This window comes from Streptomyces griseoruber (assembly GCF_001514205.1).
Taxonomy (GTDB): Bacteria; Actinomycetota; Actinomycetes; order Streptomycetales; family Streptomycetaceae; genus Streptomyces; species Streptomyces griseoruber.
Map to the genome: position 1 here is coordinate 606,737 of NZ_KQ948766.1, position 20,656 is coordinate 627,392.

A 20,656-nucleotide genomic window follows, 5' to 3' on the forward strand; every position below is an offset into this window, starting at 1 on the left:
CCTCCCCCGGCTCGGTCGGGCAGGAAGCGCTGTGGCATACTCCCCCCATGCGCAAGCTCCCGACCTTCCTCTTTACCTATGGCAACCGGCCCACCGGCTGCCATGGTCGTGCTGCTTGAGCAACTGACAAGCGACTTCCCAGGCGCCCCGGGCCGACAAGGCCCGGGGCGTCTGGCGTTTTCCGGGGCCTGTCGGTCCGGGGCCGCACCCGACACCCCACCAGGAGCCCCCATGACCGCCCTCGACGTGACCGGCGCCCGTACCCCCGAGGCCGCCGATGTGATCACCGGTGCGCGGGAGCGCATCGACGCCCTCGACGACCGGATCATCGGGCTGATCCAGGAACGGGCGGCCGTGTCCGCCGTCATCCAGGAGGCCCGGATCACCTCCGGCGGCCGGCGCGTGAACCTCTCGCGCGAGATGGAGGTCCTCGGTCACTACCGGGAGGCGCTGGGCAAGCCCGGCACCGCCCTCGCGATGACGCTGCTGGAGCTGTGCCGGGGTCGTATCTGAGTTCGGGCGCCCTCTCACCCGTACGGCGCGTGACCGCCGTCGGCTCCGTTTCGTTGGTCCCGGTGTCCGTTCCAGCCAGGTGCGGGCCCGGAAGTACCACGCGTGGCTCACTGGAGCGATGAGGCGGACGGATCGTGCCGTGCGTCGTGGGACCTCGCTCCAGGCAAGTGACCGGACGGCAGGGGACAGCAGCCCGGTCACCCAAGAGAACGGTCGGCCTCGGGGACGCCCGGGGCCGATCGGCGGACAGGGCGAAATGCACAAGAGCCGGGTCGAACGGTTGCGGGCGCCGCGTTCATCCAGCACGATGCAGAAAAGCCCTCATCGCTCCAAGTCCCGTCCCGGACACCCCTCTTGCACTTTTCGTCCCGGATGACTTTCAGAGGTCCAGACCAATAGAGCGGCGCAACCCCCCGGCGCCGCCTCCCAGGCACCGGCGCTGCCCTGACGCCGGTGCTGACGATAAGAAGGGCCCCGCGGACCCGCCCCGCGGGGCCCTTCGTCGCACCGCGGGGCCCGTCGCCGCACACCCGAGCGACGCACATTCGAGTGACGCACATTCGAGTGACGCACCTCACATAAAGATCCTGTGAGGTGAGCACAACCGTTCACAGGACTCGCGGGTCACACCAGGCGAAACAAGGGTCACGCCTGCGCCCCGCATTCGCAGAAGACCTCCTCCCACAGTCGATCTCCCGAGGTCTTCATGAAACTTCGCCGGACTCTCCTCACCGCGGCCGCGACGGCCGCGATGGTGCCGCTCGCCCTGCTCTCCGCGCCGGGAGCGTTCGCCGAGGAGTCCGGCTCGCCGTCCGCGAGCGCCTCCGGGTCCGAGACCGCCGCCGCGCCCGGGTCGGACGCGGCGGACACGTCGAGCCCGTCCGGCTCCGCGTCCGACACCACCTCGCCCTCGGCGTCCGAGTCGCAGACCGGCAGCGCCTCCGGCTCCCCGTCCGGCTCGGCCTCGCAGTCCTCCTCTTCCTCGGCGAGCGCCTCGGCCTCCACGAGCGCGTCCGCGAGCGAGAAGCCGTTCGACCCGTTCTCGGACTGCAAGGCCTTCGAGCTGGACGAGAACCTCACCGCGCAGATCAAGGGCCTGCCGAACAAGATCGTGGCCGGTTCCGGCTGGCACGGTTTCACCTTCAAGGTCCAGAACGACTCCGACCAGGACCTGACGAACGTCTACATCGACGCGTTCCTCGAGTACGGCGACGACACGGACGCCTGGCTGTCCGAGGGCCTCGCCGTCATCCAGGTCAAGGAGGACGGGAAGTGGACCGACGGCTTCCAGGACTCCTACGAGGACGAGGACGGCAAGAAGGTCAACGTCACCGGCTCCTTCGTCGGACTGCTCGACACCCTGGAGAAGCACAGCTCCAGCACGCTCGACCTGCGGGTGAAGGTCAAGGCGTCGGCCCCGGCCGGCTCGTCGTTCGCGCTGAGCGAGGCGATCTACGCGGGCAAGGACGCCACGTGCCACGGCAACGGTGACTTCTACGACGTGAAGATCCTCGCCGCCGGCAGCGACGCCGGTGACGTCGACGACGCCGAGCCGAACGGCGAGAAGCCCGGCACCGACGACGGCACCCGGGCCCAGGGCGGCGCCAAGCCGATCAGCGGCAGCCTCGCCTCCACCGGCTCCGACTCCTCGCTCCCCGTCATCGGCCTCGTCGGCGGTGTCGCCGTCCTCGCCGGTGCGGGAGCGGTCGTCGCGGTCCGGCGCCGCAGGACCGGCGCGCACGCGTAACGCGCCGCCCAGGACAGCGAAGGGGACCTGCGCTCGGAGGGGGGTGCAGGTCCCTTTCGCTTGCCCGTCTTCGCGCACCCCGCCTGATTCCCTACTTCTTCGGCGGCACCGTCGGCATCCCCAGGAACGGCAGACGCAGCGCGCCGAAGGCCTCCGCCGGGACCGCCGGGGCCTGCGGCTCCACCGGCTTCAGCCGCTCGTACGCCGCTCCCTGCGCCGGACGCGGGTCCGCCTCGCCCTTGTTGGGCCAGTACGACATCGCCCGCTCGGCCTGGGCGGTGATGGTGAGGGAAGGGTTGACGCCCAGGTTCGCGGAGACCGCGGCGCCGTCGACGACCGAGATGCCGGGGTGGCCGTAGAGACGGTGGTACGGGTCGATCACCCCGGTCTCCCGGGAGTCCCCGATCGGACAGCCGCCGAGGAAGTGGGCGGTGAGCGGGGTGCCCATCAGCTCGCCCACGTTGGAGCCGGCGAAGCCGTTGATGTCGGCGGCGATCGCGGTGGCGGCCTCGGAGGCGGCCTTGATCTGCTTGGGGTTGGGCGCGCCATGGCCCTGGCGGGCCGTCAGCAGCCCCTTGCCCACGCCCGTCTGCTTCAGGTAGGTCGTCAGCGAGTTGTCCAGCGACTGCATCACCAGGCCGATGATGGTCCGCTCCGACCAGCGCCGGTTGGACAGCGAGCGCAGGACGAGCAGGGGGTGGCGGGCGGCGTGGGCGAGCCAGCCGGCCACCCGCGACGAGCCCTCCGCGTACGGGACCTGGAGGATGGACAGGCCGCCCATGGAGTTGGAGCCCTTGCCGTAGCGGACCGGCTCGATGTGGGTGTTCTCGTCCGGGTGGATCGAGGAGGTGATGGCGACGCCGCGGGTGAAGTCGGCCTTCGGCGCGCCGGTCGCCCGGCGGTAGCGGCGGTCGTCGGTCTGGGCGCCGACCAGTGCCTCGGAGTTGGTGCGGGTCAGCTCGCCGAGCCGGTCGGACAGGTACGGCAGTTGTCCGTTCGCCTTCATGCGGTGCAGCAGGGTCTGGGTGCCGTAGGTGCCGGCGGCCAGGACGACCCGGCGGGCCTTGAAGGTACGGCCCTCGGCGCGGCGGCGCTCGTCGGTCGGGAGGGTCGCCACCGCGTACCCGCCCTGGGAGTCGTCCGTGACCGACACGACCGTCGTCATGGGGTGGACGACCGCGCCCGCCTTCTCGGCGAGGTACAGGTAGTTCTCGTTCAGGGTGTTCTTCGCGCCGTGCCGGCAGCCGGTCATGCACTCGCCGCACTCGGTGCAGGCGTTGCGGTCGGGGCCCGCGCCGCCGAAGTAGGGGTCGGCGACCTGCTCGCCCGGTTTCGCCTTCGTGGCGCCGTCCGCGTCCTCGCCGTCGCCGAAGAACACGCCGACCGGTGCGAGGTGGAAGGTGTCGCCGACGCCCATCCGCTCGGCGGCCGCCTTCAGGTGCACGTCGGAGGGGGTCGTCGTGGGGTTGAGCCGTACGCCGAGCATGCGGCGCGCCTGGTCGTAGTACGGGCTCAGCTCCTCCTGCCAGTCGGTGATGTCCCGCCACTGGGGGTCGTCGAAGAAGGGTTTCGGCGGGACGTAGAGGGTGTTGGCGTAGTTCAGGGAGCCGCCGCCGACGCCCGCGCCCGCCAGGACCATGACGTTGCCGAGGAGGTGGATGCGCTGGATTCCGTAGCAGCCGAGCTTGGGGGCCCACAGGTAGTTCTTCAGGTCCCAGGAGTTCCTGGGCAGGGTCGCGCGGGTGAAGCGGCGGCCGGCTTCCAGGACGCCGACTCGGTAGCCCTTTTCCGTGAGGCGCAGGGCTGTCACCGAGCCGCCGAAGCCGGAGCCCACGACGAGGACGTCATAGTCGTAGGCGTGGGTGTCCTGGGGCACGGGGTCTCCTCGTCGAGTGTCGTGTGCGGGCCGGTTCTGGCTGGTCGCGCAGTTCCCCGCGCCCTGAGAAGCAGGTCGGCTACCTGAGCCGGAGCGCCTTCATGACCCGCAGGCTCGTGCTCATGAAAGCCGCGTACTTCTCGTCGTCCATCCCCAGCGCCGGCGCCATCGGCAGCAGCCGCTGCTGGGCCACCGTCTGGGCCTCCGTGTACTTGAGGATGCCCTCCGAGCCGTGGCGGCGGCCGAGGCCGGAGTCCTTCATGCCGCCCATCGGGGACTGGACACTGCCGTAGGCGGGGGCGTAGCCCTCGTTGACGTTGACGGTGCCGGTGCGCAGGCGGGCGGCGACCTCGGCGCCGCGGCGGGCGTTCCTGGTCCAGACGGAGGAGTTCAGGCCGTACGGCGTGGAGTTGGCGAGCCCGATCGCCTCCTCGTCGGTCCTGAAGCGGTAGATCGAGACGACCGGGCCGAAGGTCTCCTCGCCGCAGACCGCCATGGGCTCGGTGACGCCGTCGAGGATGGTCGGCTCGTAGAAGTAGGGGCCGATGTCGGGGCGGGCCACCCCGCCGGCGACCACCTTCGCGCCCTTGGCCACGGCCTCCTCGACATGCCGGGACACGGTCTCCAGCTGGCGTTCGCCGACCAGGGAGCCCATGTCGGCGCCGTAGGCGAGGGAGTTGCCGAGGCGCATGCCCTTGGTGCGGGTGGCGAAGCGCTCCAGGAAGGCGTCCGCGACCGACTCGTGGACGTAGAGCCGCTCGATGGAGATGCAGAGCTGGCCGGCGGAGGAGAAGCAGGCGCGGACGGCGCCCGCGGCGGCCTTCTCGATGTCGGCGTCGTCGAGGACCAGCATGGCGTTCTTGCCGCCGAGTTCGAGGGACACGCCGACCAGGCGGGCGGCGGCGCCCCGGGCGACCTCGCGGCCGGTGCGGGTGGAGCCGGTGAAGGAGACGTAGTCGGCGTGCCGGACGACCTCGGGGCCGATGACCGGGCCCTCGCCGAGGACGACCTGGAAGACGTCGGCGGGCAGACCGGCCTCGATGAGGAGGTCGCGGGCCCACAGGGCCGTCAGGCAGGTCTCGGTGTCCGGCTTCATGACGACCGCGTTGCCCGCGACGAAGGCGGGGAGCGCGTCGCCGACGGAGAGTTCCAGGGGGTAGTTCCAGGGGGCGATCTGGCCGACGACCCCGCGCGGGTGGCGCAGTTCGGTGACCTTGGTGAGGGTCGGCATGGCGCCGGCGTGCCGCTTGGGCCGCAGATACGCGGCGGCCCGGCGCCCGTAGTGGCGGGCGGCGACCGCGACGGCCTGGACCTCCTCGTGGGCGTGCAGGCGTGCCTTGCCGGTCTCCAGCTGGATGAGGTCGAGGACCTCGGCCTGGCGGGCCAGGAGCAGGTCGTGGAAGCGGAGCAGGACGGCGGCGCGCTCCCGTACGGGTGTCCGCGCCCACACGGCCTGTGCGGCGCGGGCCGCCTCGTAGGCCTTGAGCACGTCCTCGGGGGTGGACTCGGGCAGGTCGGCGAGCTTCTCGCCGGTGAACGGCGTGTGGTTCGCGGTGCGGCCGGAGCCGACGACGCCCTTGGTGAGCTGGGCGACGAGCTGGGGGGTGACCACGTCGGCGGCGGTGCGGACGCCTGCGGGGGTGGGGGCGAGGGGGTTCGTACCGGCCGTGGTCGTCGTACCGGTACTGTCCGGGGCCTGCGAGTCCGTCATGACGCGCAGGGTATGCCGCGGGGAGGACTTTGGGTACCCGCCGGTAACGGGGATTCACCGACCGTCCACATGACGCCAGTGTCCGCTGGCAACGAAGCCGCTGATCAGGGCGCCGGTCGGGTCGCGGTGGGGTTCAGCGGCTTTCCAGCTCCAGGCGGGCGCGGGACGCCGCGACCACCGCCTCCAGCTCCGCCGCGGCCTGTGCCGGATCCGGTCGGCCGTCCGGGTCCGGGCTGAGCAGACGCCGGACGAGGGGGTCCAGCGGGCCGGTGTCCGCCACGGCGGTGCGGAGCAGGGCGCCGAGCGACCACAGGTCGGAGGCGGGGCCGGCGTCGCGGCCCGCTCTGCGCTCGGGGGCGGCGAAGTCCGGGGAGCCGGGGAGGGCGGCGGCGGGCGGGTCCGGGGTGTGGGCCAGGCCGAAGCCGGTGAGGCCGACCCGGCCGTCCGGGCCGAGCAGGACGTTCGCCGGTTTCACCTCGCGGTGGACGATGCCGACGGCGTGCGCGGCGCGCAGGGCGCCGAGGACGGCGAGGCCGACGCGGGCGGCCTCGGCGGGGTCGAGGGGGCCGCGGGTGAGCGTCTCGTGCAGGGACTCGCCGCGGATCAGCTCCATGACGATCCAGGGCGGTCCGTCACCGGCGGCCTCGGGCTGCCCGTCCTCCTCCACCACGTCGAGGATGGCGACGGCGGAGGGGTGGTCGACGAGGGCGGCGGCCCGGGCCTCGTGGTGGAGGCGGTGGGCGGCCCTGCGGCGGTCCTCGTCCCCGGGGCCGCCGGGCAGCCGGGGCTGCTTGACGGCGACCTCGCGGTCCAGGAGGTCGTCGTGGGCCCGCCAGACGGTGCCCGTGGCGCCGGAGCCGATCCGTTCGAGCAGTCGGTAACGCCCGCCCGCGACAAGGTCGTTGACGCCTTTCGGGGCGCTGTCGTCACTCATGCCCCATGACTACCACGAGCACCGCGCTCCACGGCGGGCAGCACGGTCTACGGCTTGTCGAGGTCCAGGTTGGCGATCGCCGTGCGCGCCACCTCCCGGCCCCGCGCGGTGAAGTCGCCCTTGCCCGGGTAGCCGATCAGCAGCTTGTACATGTCGCCGGCGGCGGACCGGTAGTAGAAGATCCGCAGCTCACGCGGGTGCGGGTCCTGACTGTCGTCGGTGGTGTAGACCACGGTGTTCTCGGCGGCGGGTCTGCCGTCCTGGTACCGCGCGTTGCCGTCGGTCTTCGTGCGCGGCTTCTTCGGCATGTCGAGCTCGTAGCTGCCGGACTCCTTGAAGTCCCCGTCGTCGGCGTACATCTCGGCCGCCGCCGAGGCCTTGATGTTCTTGCCCGTGTCCTCCGCCTTGCGCGCCACCTCCAGCACGACGGAGATCGCACCGCTCGGATCGGTGTAGGCGACCCAGTGCTCGTCGTCCCTGCGGTCCTTGTCCGGCTCGCTGCGCACATAGGCGCCGGGCACGGCGAGGGTCGCGGTGACGTCCTTCTCGTGGTGCTCGGACCAGCCGTCCGGCAGCGGTCCGGCGAACGGGTCGGCGATCAGCACGTACGCCGTCGCGGCCGTCGCGAGGGCCACGGCCGCGAGTGCGGTCCACGCCGTACGGCGCAGACGGCGCCGGCGTACGGGCACCTCGGTCGTCGGGGCGGGCGCGTCGGCCGCCAGGACCGCCTGCGGGAGCGGCGCGGGCGGGTTCACCGCCGCCTCCAGCAGGGCCCGTACCCGTGCGGCGCCGGGGCGGCGGGCGGGGTCCTTGTCCAGCAGCCCGTTGACGGCCTCGGCGAGCGGGCCCCGCGCGGCGGCGGGCGGGGCGGGCACGGCGTTGAGGACGGACTGGAGGGTGGCCGGCGTGTTGCTGCGCCGGAACGGCGACACGCCCTCCGTGGCCGCGTACAGCACCACGCCGAGCGACCACAGGTCGCTGGCCGGGCCGGGGCGCTGGCCGAGCACCCGCTCGGGCGCGATGTACTCGGGCGAGCCGACGAACCCGCCGGTGTCGGTCAGGCTGGTCTCGCCCTCGATCCGGGCGATGCCGAAGTCGGTGAGGACGATCCGGTCGTGGCGGCCGAGCAGGATGTTGTCCGGCTTCACGTCCCGGTGCAGGATGCCCGCGGCGTGCGCGGCCTCCAGCGCGGCCAGCACCTCCAGGCCGATCCGGGCGGCCTCACGGGCGCCGAGCGTGCCCTCCTGGAGGGCGCTGCCGAGGGAGCGGCCGTGGACCAGCTCCATCACGATCCAGGGCTGTCCGTCGACGACGGCGACATCGTGCACGTTGACCACGGCGGGGTGGTCGAGCCGGGCCGCCGCCCGCGCCTCGCGGCGCATCCGTTCGAACGCGTTGGCCCGTTCACGTTCGGGAAGATGGTCCGGTATGCGGGGCTCCTTGACGGCGACCTCGCGGTCCACGACCTCGTCCTTGGCCCGCCACACCGTGCCCATGCCGCCGTGCCCCAGCTTGGCGAGCAGCCGGTACCGGCCGGCTATGAGCCGCCCGACGCCGGGCTCGCCCTGCTGCGGGGGGATCGGCGAAGGAGCGGCGGCCGCCTGCGGGTTCGGCGGTTGCAGAACAAAACTGGTCGTCTCGTCGGGCTCGTGGCCGACACCCCCGTGGTGACTCATGGGTCCATCCCTATCGCGCCAGGCGGGCCGGTTTCCACCGGAGAACGGCAACTACCGTGTCACGAACGTGTCGACCGCGACGTCGAAGTACTCCCGTGCCTCCCGCACCTTGCCGACGGGCGCCGACACCCATACGTCGTACAGCCGCCCGCCCTCCTCCCAGCACAGGTCGTAGGTGTGCCGGGGGCCCTCCGCCGCGCTGAAGCCGTCCCAGGTGAACTCCCAGAGGGCGGCGGGGTCGCCGTCGTGGGTGGTCTCGGTGACCGTGCCGTCGTGGTAACCGGGGTTGGTGTCGGGGCCCTTGGCGGCCGCGCGCCGCATCACGCCCAGCGGGCCGCCCGACTCCGGGTCGGCGACCTTGATGCCGAGGCGGAAGGTCTGCCCCGGCGACATGTAGAAGACCCGCTCGCCCTGCGGCACGCGTGTGAAGTCCTCCGGCACGGCGAGGGCGAACCCGGCCGGGTCGTCGGCGACGCGGTAGCCGGAGGGGGCGCTGGGGCGGTCGTCGGAGGCGGGGTTCGCGGCGCCGGAGGGCGTGGCGGACGGGGTGGCCTTCGTGGGGCTGTGGCTGGTCGAGCCCGAGGCGGTCGGACCCGCGCCCGGGCCCGTCGTCTCCCGGGACGCCGAACCCGTAGGACCCGTGGCACCCGTGGCACCCGTAGGGCGTGCGGAACTCGTGGGACTCGTGGGGGCGGAACCGCCGCCGTCGCGGTTCACCAGCAGCGCCGCCGCCGACACGCCCGCGCCCGCCATCGCGGCGACCAGCAGCGCGGCGATCAGCACGCCCCGCGAGGACCGCTCCCGCGCGGGCAGCGGCTCCGAGCCCAGCCGGGTCTGCTCCGCCCCCGGCCGGGTCCGCTCCGACGGCCGGGACTGCTCCGCCCGTGACTCCTCCGGCTGCCGGGGCTGGTCCGACCGCGCGGACGGCCGCCGGAACCTCCCGGTCGCCCGGGAGCGGGCCGGCAGATCCTCCTGGGTCGGGGTGTACCCGGAGCCCACGGGCTCCGGCGTACGCCCGGTGTCGAGGAAGGCGCGCAGCAGCCGCTCCGCTTCCGCCGGTGCGAGCCGCCGTTCCGGATCGCGCTCCAACAACCCCCGAACGACGGGCAGCAGCGGAGCGGCCTCGGCGGGCGTCCGGATCTCGGCGAACACGACGGCGTGCAGGATGCCGCCCAGGGAGTCGCGCCGGAAGGGCGATTCGCCGCTCAGCGCGGTGCACAGCAGCGCGCCCAGCGACCACAGGTCGGACTCGGGGCCGGTGCGCGCGCCGGACATCCGCTCCGGGGCGGTGTACTCGGGCGAGCCGACGAAGGAGCCGGTCTCGGTGAGCGTGGTGGCGCCCGCGACCTGCGCGATGCCGAAGTCGGTGAGGACGACCCGGTCGCTGTCGTCCTCCAGCAGGACGTTCGCCGGTTTGATGTCCCGGTGCAGCACCCCGGCCGCGTGCGCGGCGCGCACGGCGCCGAGCAGGGCGATGGCGATCCGGGCCGCCTCCTGCGGGGCGAGCGGTCCGTGCCCGGCGATCCGGTCGGCGAGCGAGCCGCCCTTGATCAGCTCCATGACGATGTACGGCCGTTCGCCGTCCTCGACGACGTCGTGCACGACGATGATGTGCGGGTGGCTCAACTGGGCCACCGCGCGGGCCTCGCGCAGTGTCCGGTCGCGGCGGCCGCGCGCCTCCTCGGCGGAGAGCGTGTCGTCCTGGATCAGCTCCTTGACCGCGACACGCCGTCCCAACAGCTCGTCCGTGGCACGCCACACGACGCCCATGCCGCCCCGCCCGAGCCTCGCCTCGAGCCGGTAGCGGCCCGCGATGACGCGGACGGCGTCCCCCTCGGTCCCCATGGGCCCATCATGCCCCACCGGATGGCCCCGCTCCGGGTGGCCGACCGGCCAACCCCCCGTCAGGAGGCGCTGGGTTCCCGCCAGCTCTGCAGTATGGCTTTGAACTGCTTGGCGGTGGTGGCCCAGTCCTTCGCCGGGGAGGACAGGTAGATCGCGTACTCCGAGCCGTCACGGGCGATGTACGTCTCCTCGACGGCCCGGCGCGGCCCGGGGAACTCCGTGTCCTTCGCCAGCGCGGTCCAGGTGTACTCCCACTCGGAGCCGTCGCGGTCGCGGTAGACGTTCTTCTCCAGCTTGACCGTCTTGTAGTCGACCAGCCGCTCGAGTTGCGCCTCGAGGTCCTTCTGGTGCGCGTACGGGTCGTTGTAGTCGGGCGACTTGTCGAGGGCGATCCGGACGAAGTGCTCGCCGCCGTCCGGGGAGTAGTCGATCTGCTTGAGGTCGCCGTCGTCCTGGTAGACCGACCGCGTCCAGGTGTCGTCGGGCAGGGAGAGCCCGAAGCCCAACTCGTCGTCGACCTTGACCCAGGAGTCGGGCACGCCGCCCTGGCTGCCGGGGCTCGTACCGGCCGAGACGCTCGGCGAGGCGGAGTCGTAGGGGGCCGCGGACGCGCCGGTGTCCTCCCGGTCCGGGCCCCACTTCTGGAGCGCCACGGCCGTCCCCCCGCCGACCAGCGCGGCGACGACGACCACGAGCGCGAGCGTACGCAGCCGGCGGCGGCGCGGGGGCTGGGCGGCCCCGGCGGGGCCGAGGTGCACGGGGCCCGAGTGCGCGAGGTGGGGGACGGGTCCGGAACCGGTGCCGGAGTGCGGGAGGCCGGCGGCGGCGGTCGGGCCGGTGACGCCGGGGACCGGCGTCGACCCCTCCGACGGACCGGGTCCTACGGGGCTCCCGGGTCCCGCCGCCGGTCCGGCGTGCGCCCCGGAGACGTACTGCGCTCCTGACGCGGACTGCACGTCCTGGCCGGGGTGGGCGTAGCCGCCCGGCCCGCCGTACTGCGTGGGCACGAAGGCCTGCGCCGCGTTCGGGCGGCGCCCTTCGGCGGCCTCGGCGAGAAGCTGCTCGGCCTCGGAGGTGGAGGGCCGGCCGGCCGGGTCCTTGCGGAGGAGCGCGGCGACGACGGGGCCGAGCGGACCGGCGTACCGCGGCTCGGCGGCCTCGTCCTCGACGACGGCCTGAAGGGTGCTCAGCGCCGAGGTGCGGCGGAACGGCGAGCGCCCCTCCACCGCCGTGTACAGGGTCGCGCCGAGCGCCCACAGGTCGGAGGAGGGGCCCGGGTCCTGGCCGCGGATCCGCTCGGGGGCGAGATAGTCGACGGAGCCGACGACCTCTCCGGTCCGGGTGATCGTCGTGTCGCCCTCGATCTGGGCGATGCCGAAGTCGGTGAGCAGCACCCGGCCGTCGTGCGAGATGAGCACGTTGCCGGGCTTGACGTCACGGTGCAGGACCCCGGCGGAGTGCGCGGCGCGCAGGGCGCGCAGCACCCACAGGCCGATCCGGGCCGCCTCGGCCGGTTCGACCCGGCCGTCCTCCTTGACGGCGTCGGCCAGCGAACGGCCCTCGACCAGCTCCATCACGATCCACGGCCGGCCGTCGTGTTCGAGGACGTCGTGCACGGTGACGACGGCGGAGTGGTTGATCCGCGCCGCGGCACGCGCCTCCGCCCGGGTGCGCGCGAGCAGGACCGGCCGGTCGCTCTCGGTGACGTAGAGGGCGGCGGTCAACTCCTTGATGGCGACCGCACGGTGCAGCAGCTCGTCGTGCGCCCGCCACACCCGACCCATGCCACCGCTGCCGATGGTGTCGGCGAGCCGGTAGCGGCCCGCGAGGAGCAGGCCCTGCATCTGATTCACGTTGCCCCGCAATGCTCTTGACAGGGTCAGCGTAAAGACCGGGATGCGTCCGGGGAACCAGGGGGGTGCCAAGGAGACAGCACTGTGACGGTTGTCGCTTCCGGGGCCGTCCGGGAACCGGCCCGCCCGAACGCACGCTCCGTCGCGGAACGGGCCTGCTCAGCCGGTGTACTGGTACGTGGCGGCCGCCTGCGCGTACAGCCGGGTGACCTCGTCCCGTTCGGCCTCGGGCCCGCGCACCTGGACGATGTGATAGCGGCCGCCGACGAGGATCGCGAGGTTGCGGACGTACAGCTCACGCCCGCCGTCGGACCAGGTGAACTGTCCCTCGGCCATGGTGCGGTTGCCCACGGTCGTGGTCCGCAGCCCGGAGGCGGTCGCCCAACTGGAGTCGCGGTACGGCTGGAGCTCGCTCTCCTTCTCCCGCTGGTAGACCATCGGGTCGCTGCCGTTGGCGGAGGCGCTGTCCCGCCCCGGTACGACGATCAGCTCGAAGTCGCCGTGGGAGTACACGATCTGACCGCGCCCGTTCTTGCCGGTGCGGCCCCAGCCGTCGGCCACGGCGATCCGGAAACCGGCGGCGTCCTCGCGGAGGGTGAAGCCGTCGGCGACGTCCGTGCCGGAGCCGGTCTGGGGCTCGGTGGCCTCCGCGCTGGTACCGCCGCCGGGCGAGGTCTGGTCGGGCCGGGGCTCGCTGCTCGCGTCGGGGGCCTGACCGGCGGGTGCGCTCGCGGAGGCGGTGGCCCCGGTGTTCTGGGCGCCGCCGGTCGCGGTCGCGCCGTCCTCGCCGGCCTTGGGCATGAACAGGACGGCGTAGGCGACGGCACCGGCCAGCAGCAGCAGGATCAGCACCAGCAGGGTGCGGCCGAGGCTGCGCGGGGAACGGCCCGTGTCCTGCCGGGCCCGCTTGTGGCGGCCGTGTGTCGCGGGCAGCCCGGCGCGCCGTCTGCGCACCAGTTCGCCCTTGCGGCGCACGATCGGCAGCCGGCGCGGGTCGGTGGGCGGCGCGGCGACGACGTGGGTGCCCGCCTCCGGCTCGGGCGCGGACCGCACCAGCGAGCGCAGCCAGCCGCGCAGTTCCTCGAAGTCGAGGCGCTCGGTGGGGTCCTGGCGCAGCAGCGACTCCACGACCGGCCTGAGCGGTCCGCACTCCTCGGCGAAGGCGGGCGGCTCGGCGCACACCATCTGCACCAGCTCCGCCGTCGACTCCTCCGGGTAGGGCGCGTGTCCCTGTACGGCCCGGAAGAGCAGCGCGCCGAGCGCCCACAGGTCGGTGGCGGGACCGATCGGCGCGGCGAGCTGCCAGTTCTCGTGCACCGGCCCGGCCTGTTCGGGCGCCCAGCGCTCGGTGACGGGCCCGACGACCGCCATCCGGGCCTGCCGGGCCCGCTCGGCGGCGAGCGCGGTGGCGGGGCCCCGGCGCACGGCCCCACCGGGCGTCCCGGCGGCCACGGGATCGTCCCAGCGCGCCCCGGACCGGCCGTCGCCGGCCACCCCGCCGGGCCGCGCCGGGACGGGGACGGGCGGCTGCCCCGCGGCTGCGGGAGCGGGTGGGTGCCCTCCGGTGTTCGGTGCGGGGGTGCCTCGTACCCCATAGGGGTCGGCGATCTGTCCGGGCGGGCCGGCGGGGGCGCCGGTGGTACCGCTCAGGGCGTGCGGAGTGCCGGTGACACCGCCGGAGCCGCCCGGGAGCGGCGAGTTCGTGCCGGGCGCGCCGTACGGAGAAGCGGTCACGGGGCCGTGGTCGTCCTCGGCGGGAGTGCGGGCCCCCGGCAGGGCCGTGCGGCCGTTCTGCTGGGACTCCTGGACGCGGGCCGCGGCGCGGGCGCCCGCCCGGTAGGCGGCGATCGCCCCGGCGCGCGCGGCGCGGATGTCCCCGCCGGTCTCCAGGGGCGCCCGCCGGGCGACCTCACCCGAGGGGCCGGCGCCGGTCACCGGCTCACCCGCGGGCCCCGGCAGCCCACCGGCCGCCCGCGCCTCGATCGCGGCACGCCGGGCAGCCTCGGGATCCTCCCCGCCCGGCCCACCCACGGGCCCACCGCTCACGGGCCCACCGCTCACGGGCCCGGCGGCACGGCCCGGCGCCGGTGGGTGCGGAGGGGTCGCGGAGGGCGTCCGGATCACCGCGCCGGGCCCCGGTTCCTCCGTGGGCACCGGGTCGTAGCCGCAGAGCGCCTCCTCCGCCGCGCCGACCGCGAGGCCGGTCAGCATGACCCGTCCGTCGTCGCAGACGAGGACCGTGCGGGCGGTGATGTTCCGGTGCACCCAGCCGTGCGCGTGCAGCACCCGCAGGGCCGTGAGTACGTCGGAGGCGACCTCGGCGGCCCGGTACGGGGTCAGCGGCTGCTCGGCCAGGAGCGCGGCGAGCGGCCGTGCGGCCACCAGCTCACTCACTATCCACAGCGAACCGCCGTCGGCGAACACGTCGAAGACCTGGTCGAGCCGGGGGTGGTCGGGGATGCTCGCCGCCGCCTGCGCGGCCTCCACGGCGCGCCGTACGACGGGATCGGCGGGCCGGCGGGTGCTCGCGCCCCCGCGTGCGCCGGGGATCCGCCCGGCGCCGCCCCGGTGCTCACGCGCCGTGAACCCCTCGGGCAGCCCTCCGGCGTCGAGCACCTCGGCCTCGACGACCTCGGGCAACGGCACCTGGCGGACCAGGACTTCCTGTCCGCTGTAGGTGTCGAAGGCACGGGTCTCGGTGAGTTCGTACTCGTCGGAGGGGGGCAGCGGCAGGCGGTAGCGGTCGGCGAGTACCCGTCCCGCATAGTCGTCCACGTTGCCTCCCCCGGCCGCCCCGGTCGGTCACATCCGTTCACCACACGACCCGTTGCAGCCGTATCCGGCCACGGAGCTGGATGCACACGGTCCGCAGCCCTTCACGATACGTGCCGGAGGCAACTCTCCGAGAGGGGATACCGGATCCGGACCGCTACTTCTTGGGCGTGAAGGTGTCGGTGAGTGTCTGCCAGGTGCTCTTGCGCAGCTCGGTGGACCACTTGGCGGCCTTCGCCGTGTACATCAGCGCGTACCCCTGGCTGTCGCTCACGACGAACCCGCGGTCGATCACCCGGTACTTGGTGCCGCTCTCCCCATAGGTGAATTCCCAGTCGGCCGTGTTCCAGCCGCGGTAGTTCACCGCCTGTATCCGGATCTTCTGGTACTGCGAGCGCGTCATGTAGCGCTCCTGGCTCTTCCAGTCGGCGACCGGGTCGTCCTTGGGCGTGGTCGTCCAGGCCACCAGCAGCCGCTGCCCGTCGGGGCCGGTGAACCGGTCGCCGGCGGAGCTCGACGTCTGGAACTTCCAGCCGGTGGGCAGCCCGATCGAGTAACGGCTCCCCTCGTGCGTCGTCGCGGCCCGGCTGTCGCCGGTGGCGGACACGTCGGAGCCGGTGCCGCCGGCGGCCGTGGTGTTGCTCGGCGACGAGCCGGAGGCGGCCGAGCCGGTGGACTGCGAGCCGGACCGGGCGGTGGACCCGTCCGTGCGGTTGCCGCCGCTCGCGTCCTCCTTGGTCTCGGCGCTCCCGCTCGCGCTGCCGCTCGCCACGGTGCTGCCGCCGCTCTTGCCGGTGCCGCTCGCGCTGTCGTCGTCACCGCCGCCGAGGGTGAGGGCCAGCACGGTGCCGAGCACCGCGAGCACCACCACCACGGCGATGATCACCAGCGTGCGCTTGGGCACCACGTCGGTCAGCGGCGCCCTCGGCACGGGGCGCGGCGGCAGGTCCGGCGGGGTCATCACGGGCCAGCCCGAACTCCGGCCGCCCGTCGTGCCGTTCGTCCCGCCGGTCGGCGTCACGGTGGTGGGTGTCCCGCCGGTGGGCGTCACGGTGGTGGGCGCGGAGCCTGCCGTCGCGGACGAGGCGGCCGGGGCCGTGGCCGTCCTGCCGGCGGGCGCCGACGCGGTCGCCGCGCCGGTGCGCCGGCCCTCGCCCGTGCCCACGGAAGGGGACACCGTGGTGGCGGCGGAGGCGGATGCCTCCCGGGTGCCCGAAGCCGCCGTACCGCTGCCGGACTTGACGCGGGACGCGGCCGCCGTGGAGGCCGCGCCCGCGGCGACGGCGGCCTTCTTGCGGACGGAGCGCAGCGCGCCGCGCAGCTTCTCGCCCGCCTCCCCGGCCGAACTCCCCCTGCCCTCGGGGCCGTCCGGCTGGACCGGGATCGGCACGAGCCTGGTGGCGTCGGCCGGCTCGGCCTCCTTGGGGTCGGGCGCGTGGATCACGTCGTTGAGCATCGCCCGCGCGCCGGCGTCGTCGAGCCGCCGCTGGGGGTCCTTGGTGAGCAGCCCGTAGATGACGTCCTTGAGCGGACCGGCGTTCTTCGGCTCCTCCAGCGGCTCGGTCATCACCGCGGTGAGCGTCGCGATCGCGGAGCCCTTGTCGTACGGCGGGGAGCCCTCGACCGAGGCGTAGAGCAGACCGCCGAGCGACCACAGGTCGGCGGCGGGGCCGGGCTTGTGACCGCGGGCGCGCTCCGGGGAGATGTAGGAGGGGGCGCCGACGAGCATGCCGGTGGAGGTGATGGACGGGTCGCCCTCGACCTGGGCGATGCCGAAGTCGGTGAGCACGACCCGGCCGTCCTCGGCGATCAGTACGTTGGACGGCTTCACGTCGCGGTGCAGGATGCCCTCGCGGTGCGCCGAGCGCAGCACGTCGAGGATCGCGAGGCCGACCTCGGCGGCGCGCCTCGGTTCCAGCACGCCGTCCTCACGGATGACCTCGGCGAGCGACTTGCCCTCGACGAGTTCCATCACGATCCACGGCCGGTCGTCCTCCTCGACCACGTCGAAGACCGTCACCGCGCTGTTGTTGCGGATCCTGGCGATGGCCTTGGCCTCGCGCAGGGTCCGGGTGATCAGCCGACGCTTCTCGTCCTCGTCGATGTTCCCCGGGAACCGCAGCTCCTTGACGGCGACCGTGCGGCCGAGGGTCTCGTCCTCGGCGCGCCACACCGTCCCCATGCCGCCGCGGCCGAGTACGCCTCCCAGCCGGTACCGACCGGCGAGGAGACGTGCGCTCTTGTCCTGACGGGATGCTCCCGCCCGCTCCGCCTCCGACATGCGTCCCCTCATGCAACCCGCCCTGAAAGAGCCTCCATTGTCCCTCACCCGACAAGTGCCCGACGCCCAGGGTGCCTCTCGCGCTCCCGGAGGTGGGGAGCATTCCGGCCAGAAGGTGCGGCGCAGTCCGGCCAACGCCCAGGTGACACCGGGGCACCCGGCCTGCTCCCGCCGTGAACAGGCCTTGTGCCGAACGGAGTTCGACGGTCAGAGCGGCACGATGTCCGGTGCCCCGAGCCGGGCCGCGTCCGCCGTCTGGTCGTCGGGCTGGAGCTGGGACTCGCGCTCGGCCTCCACCCGCTTCTCGTAGTGCTCGACCTCGCGCTCGATCTGGTCCTTGTCCCAGCCGAGCACGGGCGCCATCAGCTCGGCGGCCTCCCGGGCGCTGCGGGTGCCGCGGTCGAAGGTCTCGATGGAGATGCGGGTGCGCCGGGTGAGGACGTCGTCCAGATGCCGCGCCCCCTCGTGCGAGGCGGCGTAGACGATCTCGGCGCGCAGATAGTCGTCGGCGGCCTGGAGCGGTTCGCCCAGGGAGGGGTCGGAGGCGATGAGGTCGAGCACCTCCTCGGCCATCGTCCCGTAGCGGTTGAGGAGATGCTCCACCCGCACCACGTGCAGCCCACTGCGCACGGCGATGCGCGCCCGCGCGTTCCACAGCGCCCGGTAGCCCTCGGCGCCGAGCAGCGGCACGTCCTCGGTGACACAGTCGGCGACCCGCATGTCCAGCCCGTGCACGGCCTCGTCGACGGCGTCCTTGGCCATCACCCGGTACGTCGTGTACTTGCCGCCGGCCACGACCACCAGTCCGGGCGCGGGGTGGGCGACGGTGTGTTCGCGCGACAGCTTGCTGGTGGCGTCCGACTCGCCGGCCAGCAGTGGCCTGAGGCCCGCGTAGACGCCCTCGACGTCGTCGCGGGTCAGCGGCACCCTGAGGACCGAGTTGACGTGCTCCAGCAGATAGTCGATGTCCGCGCTGGAGGCGGCCGGGTGGGCCTTGTCCAGGTCCCAGTCGGTGTCGGTGGTGCCGACGATCCAGTGCCGGCCCCAGGGGATGACGAACAGTACGGACTTCTCGGTGCGCAGGATCAGACCGGTGGAGGAGCTGATGCGGTCCCTGGGCACGACGAGGTGGATGCCCTTGGAGGCGCGGACGTGGAACTGGCCGCGCTCGCCGACCATCCCCTGGGTGTCGTCGGTCCACACGCCGGTGGCGTTGACGATCTGCCGGGCGCGGATCTCGTACTCGCCGCCGCCCTCCACGTCCGTCACCCGGGCTCCGACGACCCGTTCGCCCTCGCGCACGAAGCCCGTCACCCGGGCCCGGTTGGCGGCCTTCGCGCCGTAGGACACCGCGGTGCGCACCAGGGTGGCGACGAAGCGGGCGTCGTCCATCTGGGCGTCGTAGTACTGCAACGCGCCGACCAGGGCCTCCTTGCGCAGGGCGGGGGCGACGCGCAGGGCGTGACGGCGGCTCAGATGGCGGTGCAGGGGCAGGCCCCGGCCGTGGCCGCGGGCCATGGACATCGCGTCGTAGAGCGCGACGCCCGAGCCGGCGTACCACCGCTCCCAGCCCTTGTGCTGGAGCGGGTACAGGAACGGGACGGGTTTGACCAGGTGGGGTGCGAGCCGCTCCAGCAGCAGTCCGCGCTCCTTCAGGGCCTCGCGGACGAGGGCGAAGTCGAGCATCTCCAGATAGCGCAGTCCGCCGTGGACCAGCTTGCTGGACCTGCTGGACGTGCCCGACGCCCAGTCACGCGCTTCGACCAGGCCCGTGGACAGGCCTCGGGTCACGGCGTCGAGGGCGGTACCCGCGCCGACCACTCCGCCTCCCACGACCAGCACGTCCAGCTCACGCTCGGCCATGCCCGCCAGTGACTCGGCTCGCTGTGCCGGCCCCAGTGTCGCTGTCCTCACCGCTGCCTCCCGCTGTCCGTCGCGCCGGCCGCACCTTCAGGGCGAGGCCCGCCCGGTGTCCCCCCTGCGTGTCCCCCTGCCCAAAATTCTGACCGCCTTGCCCGACTTCAGCCACCACGCACCCCCAGCCTGTGGACAACTCTCACGGAACACAGTCAATCAATCCCGCATAACGGTCATATTTACTCCTAGTCTGACATTGCGCTCGCCCATCCTGTCCACAGGGCTTGCGTACCTGTCCCGCTTCGGTTACTGGGAAGGACGGCCCACGCCATGCCCGCAGATCTCGCCGTCATCGGACTCGGCCCGCTCGGCCTGCCCCTGGCCCAGGCCGCGGTCGCCGCCGGCATCACCACCCTCGGCTACCGGACCGGACCCGAGGCGGGCTCGCTCAGCCCCGCCGAGCTGCGCCGGATGCTCTCGGGGGGCTTCCGGACCGCCACCGACCCCGCCGGGCTCAGCCGGGTGCGTACGGCCGTCATCTGCGCGCCCACCCCGCGTGACACGGGCGGCGGCCTCGACCTCGGCCAGGTGGAGGCCGCCGCCCGCGCCCTCGGCGCCCAGTTGCGCCCGCACACCACCGTCATCCTGGAGTCACCGGTCCACCCCGGGACCACGGAGGACTTCCTGCGCCCCCTCCTCGAAGAGACGTCCGGTCTGCGCGCGGGCCGCGACTTCCACCTCGCCTACTCCCCCAGCCGGGTCGACCCCGGCAGCCGCGCCTTCACCCCCGCGAACACCCCGAAGGTCATCGGCGGCCTCACCCCCGCCTGCACCGAGTCCGCCGCCGCGTTCTACGGACGCCTCACCGACAAGGTGGTACGCGCGCGTGGCGTGCGGGAGGCCGAGACCGTCCACCTCCTGGAGACCAACTTCCGGCATGTCAACATGGCCCTCGTCAACGAGATGGCCGTCCTCTGCCACGACCTGGGCGTCGACCTCTGGGACGTCGTCCGCTGCGCCGAGACCAAGCCCTTCGGCTTCCAGGCCTTCCGCCCCGGCCCCGGCGTCGGCGGCCACTCCGTCCCCCTGGACCGCGCGGGCCTCCCGGGCAGCCCCCTGCGCATGGTCGAACTGGCCCAGCAGGTCAACAGCCGTATGCCGCGTTACGTCGTCCAGCGCGCCGCCGCCCTGCTCAACGAGCACGGGAAATCGGCACGGGGCGCCCGCGTCCTCCTCCTCGGCGTCACCTACAAGCCCGACCTCGCCGACCTGACCGGCACCCCCGCCCACGAGATCGCGATCCGCCTGATGGAACTCGGCGCCGCGGTCAGCTACCACGACCCCCATGTCCCCACCTGGAGCGTCCTGGACCGCCCGGTCCCCCGCGCCGACTCCCTCTACGAGTCCGCCGCCGACGCCGACCTCACGATCCTCCTCCAGCACCACCGCACGTACGACCTCCAGGGCCTGTCGGTGAAGGCCCAGCTGCTGCTCGACACACGGGGGGCCACGCCCACGGGGGCAGCGCATCGGTTGTGAAGGGGGCGCGTGGTGGGCGGCGGACCCCGGGAACGGCGGCATGCGGGGTTGT

The 20,656-nt window shown here is 73.4% G+C and carries 11 protein-coding genes and 1 pseudogene; 3 read left to right on the forward strand and 9 right to left on the reverse strand.

The features are described 5' to 3' along the window. Positions 1 to 231: 231 nt before the first annotated feature. Positions 232 to 513, forward strand: coding sequence for a chorismate mutase (locus AQJ64_RS15000; RefSeq protein ID WP_059202689.1), 282 nt, complete (start codon positions 232 to 234; stop codon positions 511 to 513). A 706-nt stretch (positions 514 to 1,219) separates the two neighbouring features. Next, complete coding sequence (locus AQJ64_RS15005; protein ID WP_055634126.1) at positions 1,220 to 2,260, forward strand: LPXTG cell wall anchor domain-containing protein; 1,041 nt, start codon at positions 1,220 to 1,222, stop codon at positions 2,258 to 2,260. A 91-nt stretch (positions 2,261 to 2,351) separates the two neighbouring features. Here AQJ64_RS15005 and AQJ64_RS15010 read toward each other — a convergent pair whose 3' ends face one another. The 9 genes and pseudogenes from AQJ64_RS15010 to AQJ64_RS15050 form a co-directional block, all read right to left on the reverse strand. Further along, positions 2,352 to 4,136: a GMC family oxidoreductase N-terminal domain-containing protein gene (locus tag AQJ64_RS15010; RefSeq protein WP_055634127.1), complete on the reverse strand. Its 1,785-nt coding sequence runs from the start codon at positions 4,134 to 4,136 to the stop codon at positions 2,352 to 2,354. A 79-nt stretch (positions 4,137 to 4,215) separates the two neighbouring features. Beyond that, on the reverse strand, positions 4,216 to 5,847 hold the full coding sequence (locus tag AQJ64_RS15015) for a succinic semialdehyde dehydrogenase (RefSeq protein ID WP_059202690.1): 1,632 nt from the start codon (positions 5,845 to 5,847) through the stop codon (positions 4,216 to 4,218). A gap of 175 nt (positions 5,848 to 6,022) precedes the next feature. Then, positions 6,023 to 6,781 (reverse strand): annotated as a pseudogene (locus AQJ64_RS15020) (serine/threonine-protein kinase); the annotation flags it as partial. A gap of 47 nt (positions 6,782 to 6,828) precedes the next feature. Then, positions 6,829 to 8,457: a serine/threonine-protein kinase gene (locus tag AQJ64_RS15025; protein ID WP_055633024.1), complete on the reverse strand. Its 1,629-nt coding sequence runs from the start codon at positions 8,455 to 8,457 to the stop codon at positions 6,829 to 6,831. Positions 8,458 to 8,508: 51 nt separating this feature from the next. Beyond that, positions 8,509 to 10,302: a serine/threonine-protein kinase gene (locus tag AQJ64_RS15030; RefSeq protein WP_059202692.1), complete on the reverse strand. Its 1,794-nt coding sequence runs from the start codon at positions 10,300 to 10,302 to the stop codon at positions 8,509 to 8,511. 59 nt (positions 10,303 to 10,361) lie between these two features. Beyond that, positions 10,362 to 12,146: a serine/threonine-protein kinase gene (locus tag AQJ64_RS15035; protein ID WP_059202693.1), complete on the reverse strand. Its 1,785-nt coding sequence runs from the start codon at positions 12,144 to 12,146 to the stop codon at positions 10,362 to 10,364. A gap of 168 nt (positions 12,147 to 12,314) precedes the next feature. Next, complete coding sequence (locus tag AQJ64_RS15040) at positions 12,315 to 14,930, reverse strand: protein kinase (RefSeq protein ID WP_059202694.1); 2,616 nt, start codon at positions 14,928 to 14,930, stop codon at positions 12,315 to 12,317. A 154-nt stretch (positions 14,931 to 15,084) separates the two neighbouring features. Next, positions 15,085 to 17,208: a serine/threonine-protein kinase gene (locus AQJ64_RS15045; protein WP_055636846.1), complete on the reverse strand. Its 2,124-nt coding sequence runs from the start codon at positions 17,206 to 17,208 to the stop codon at positions 15,085 to 15,087. Positions 17,209 to 17,415: 207 nt separating this feature from the next. Then, positions 17,416 to 19,122: a glycerol-3-phosphate dehydrogenase/oxidase gene (locus tag AQJ64_RS15050; RefSeq protein WP_079061665.1), complete on the reverse strand. Its 1,707-nt coding sequence runs from the start codon at positions 19,120 to 19,122 to the stop codon at positions 17,416 to 17,418. A gap of 273 nt (positions 19,123 to 19,395) precedes the next feature. On the opposite strand from AQJ64_RS15050, the gene AQJ64_RS15055 reads away from it, so the two are divergent. Further along, positions 19,396 to 20,604: a nucleotide sugar dehydrogenase gene (locus AQJ64_RS15055; protein WP_055636844.1), complete on the forward strand. Its 1,209-nt coding sequence runs from the start codon at positions 19,396 to 19,398 to the stop codon at positions 20,602 to 20,604. Positions 20,605 to 20,656: the final 52 nt, after the last annotated feature.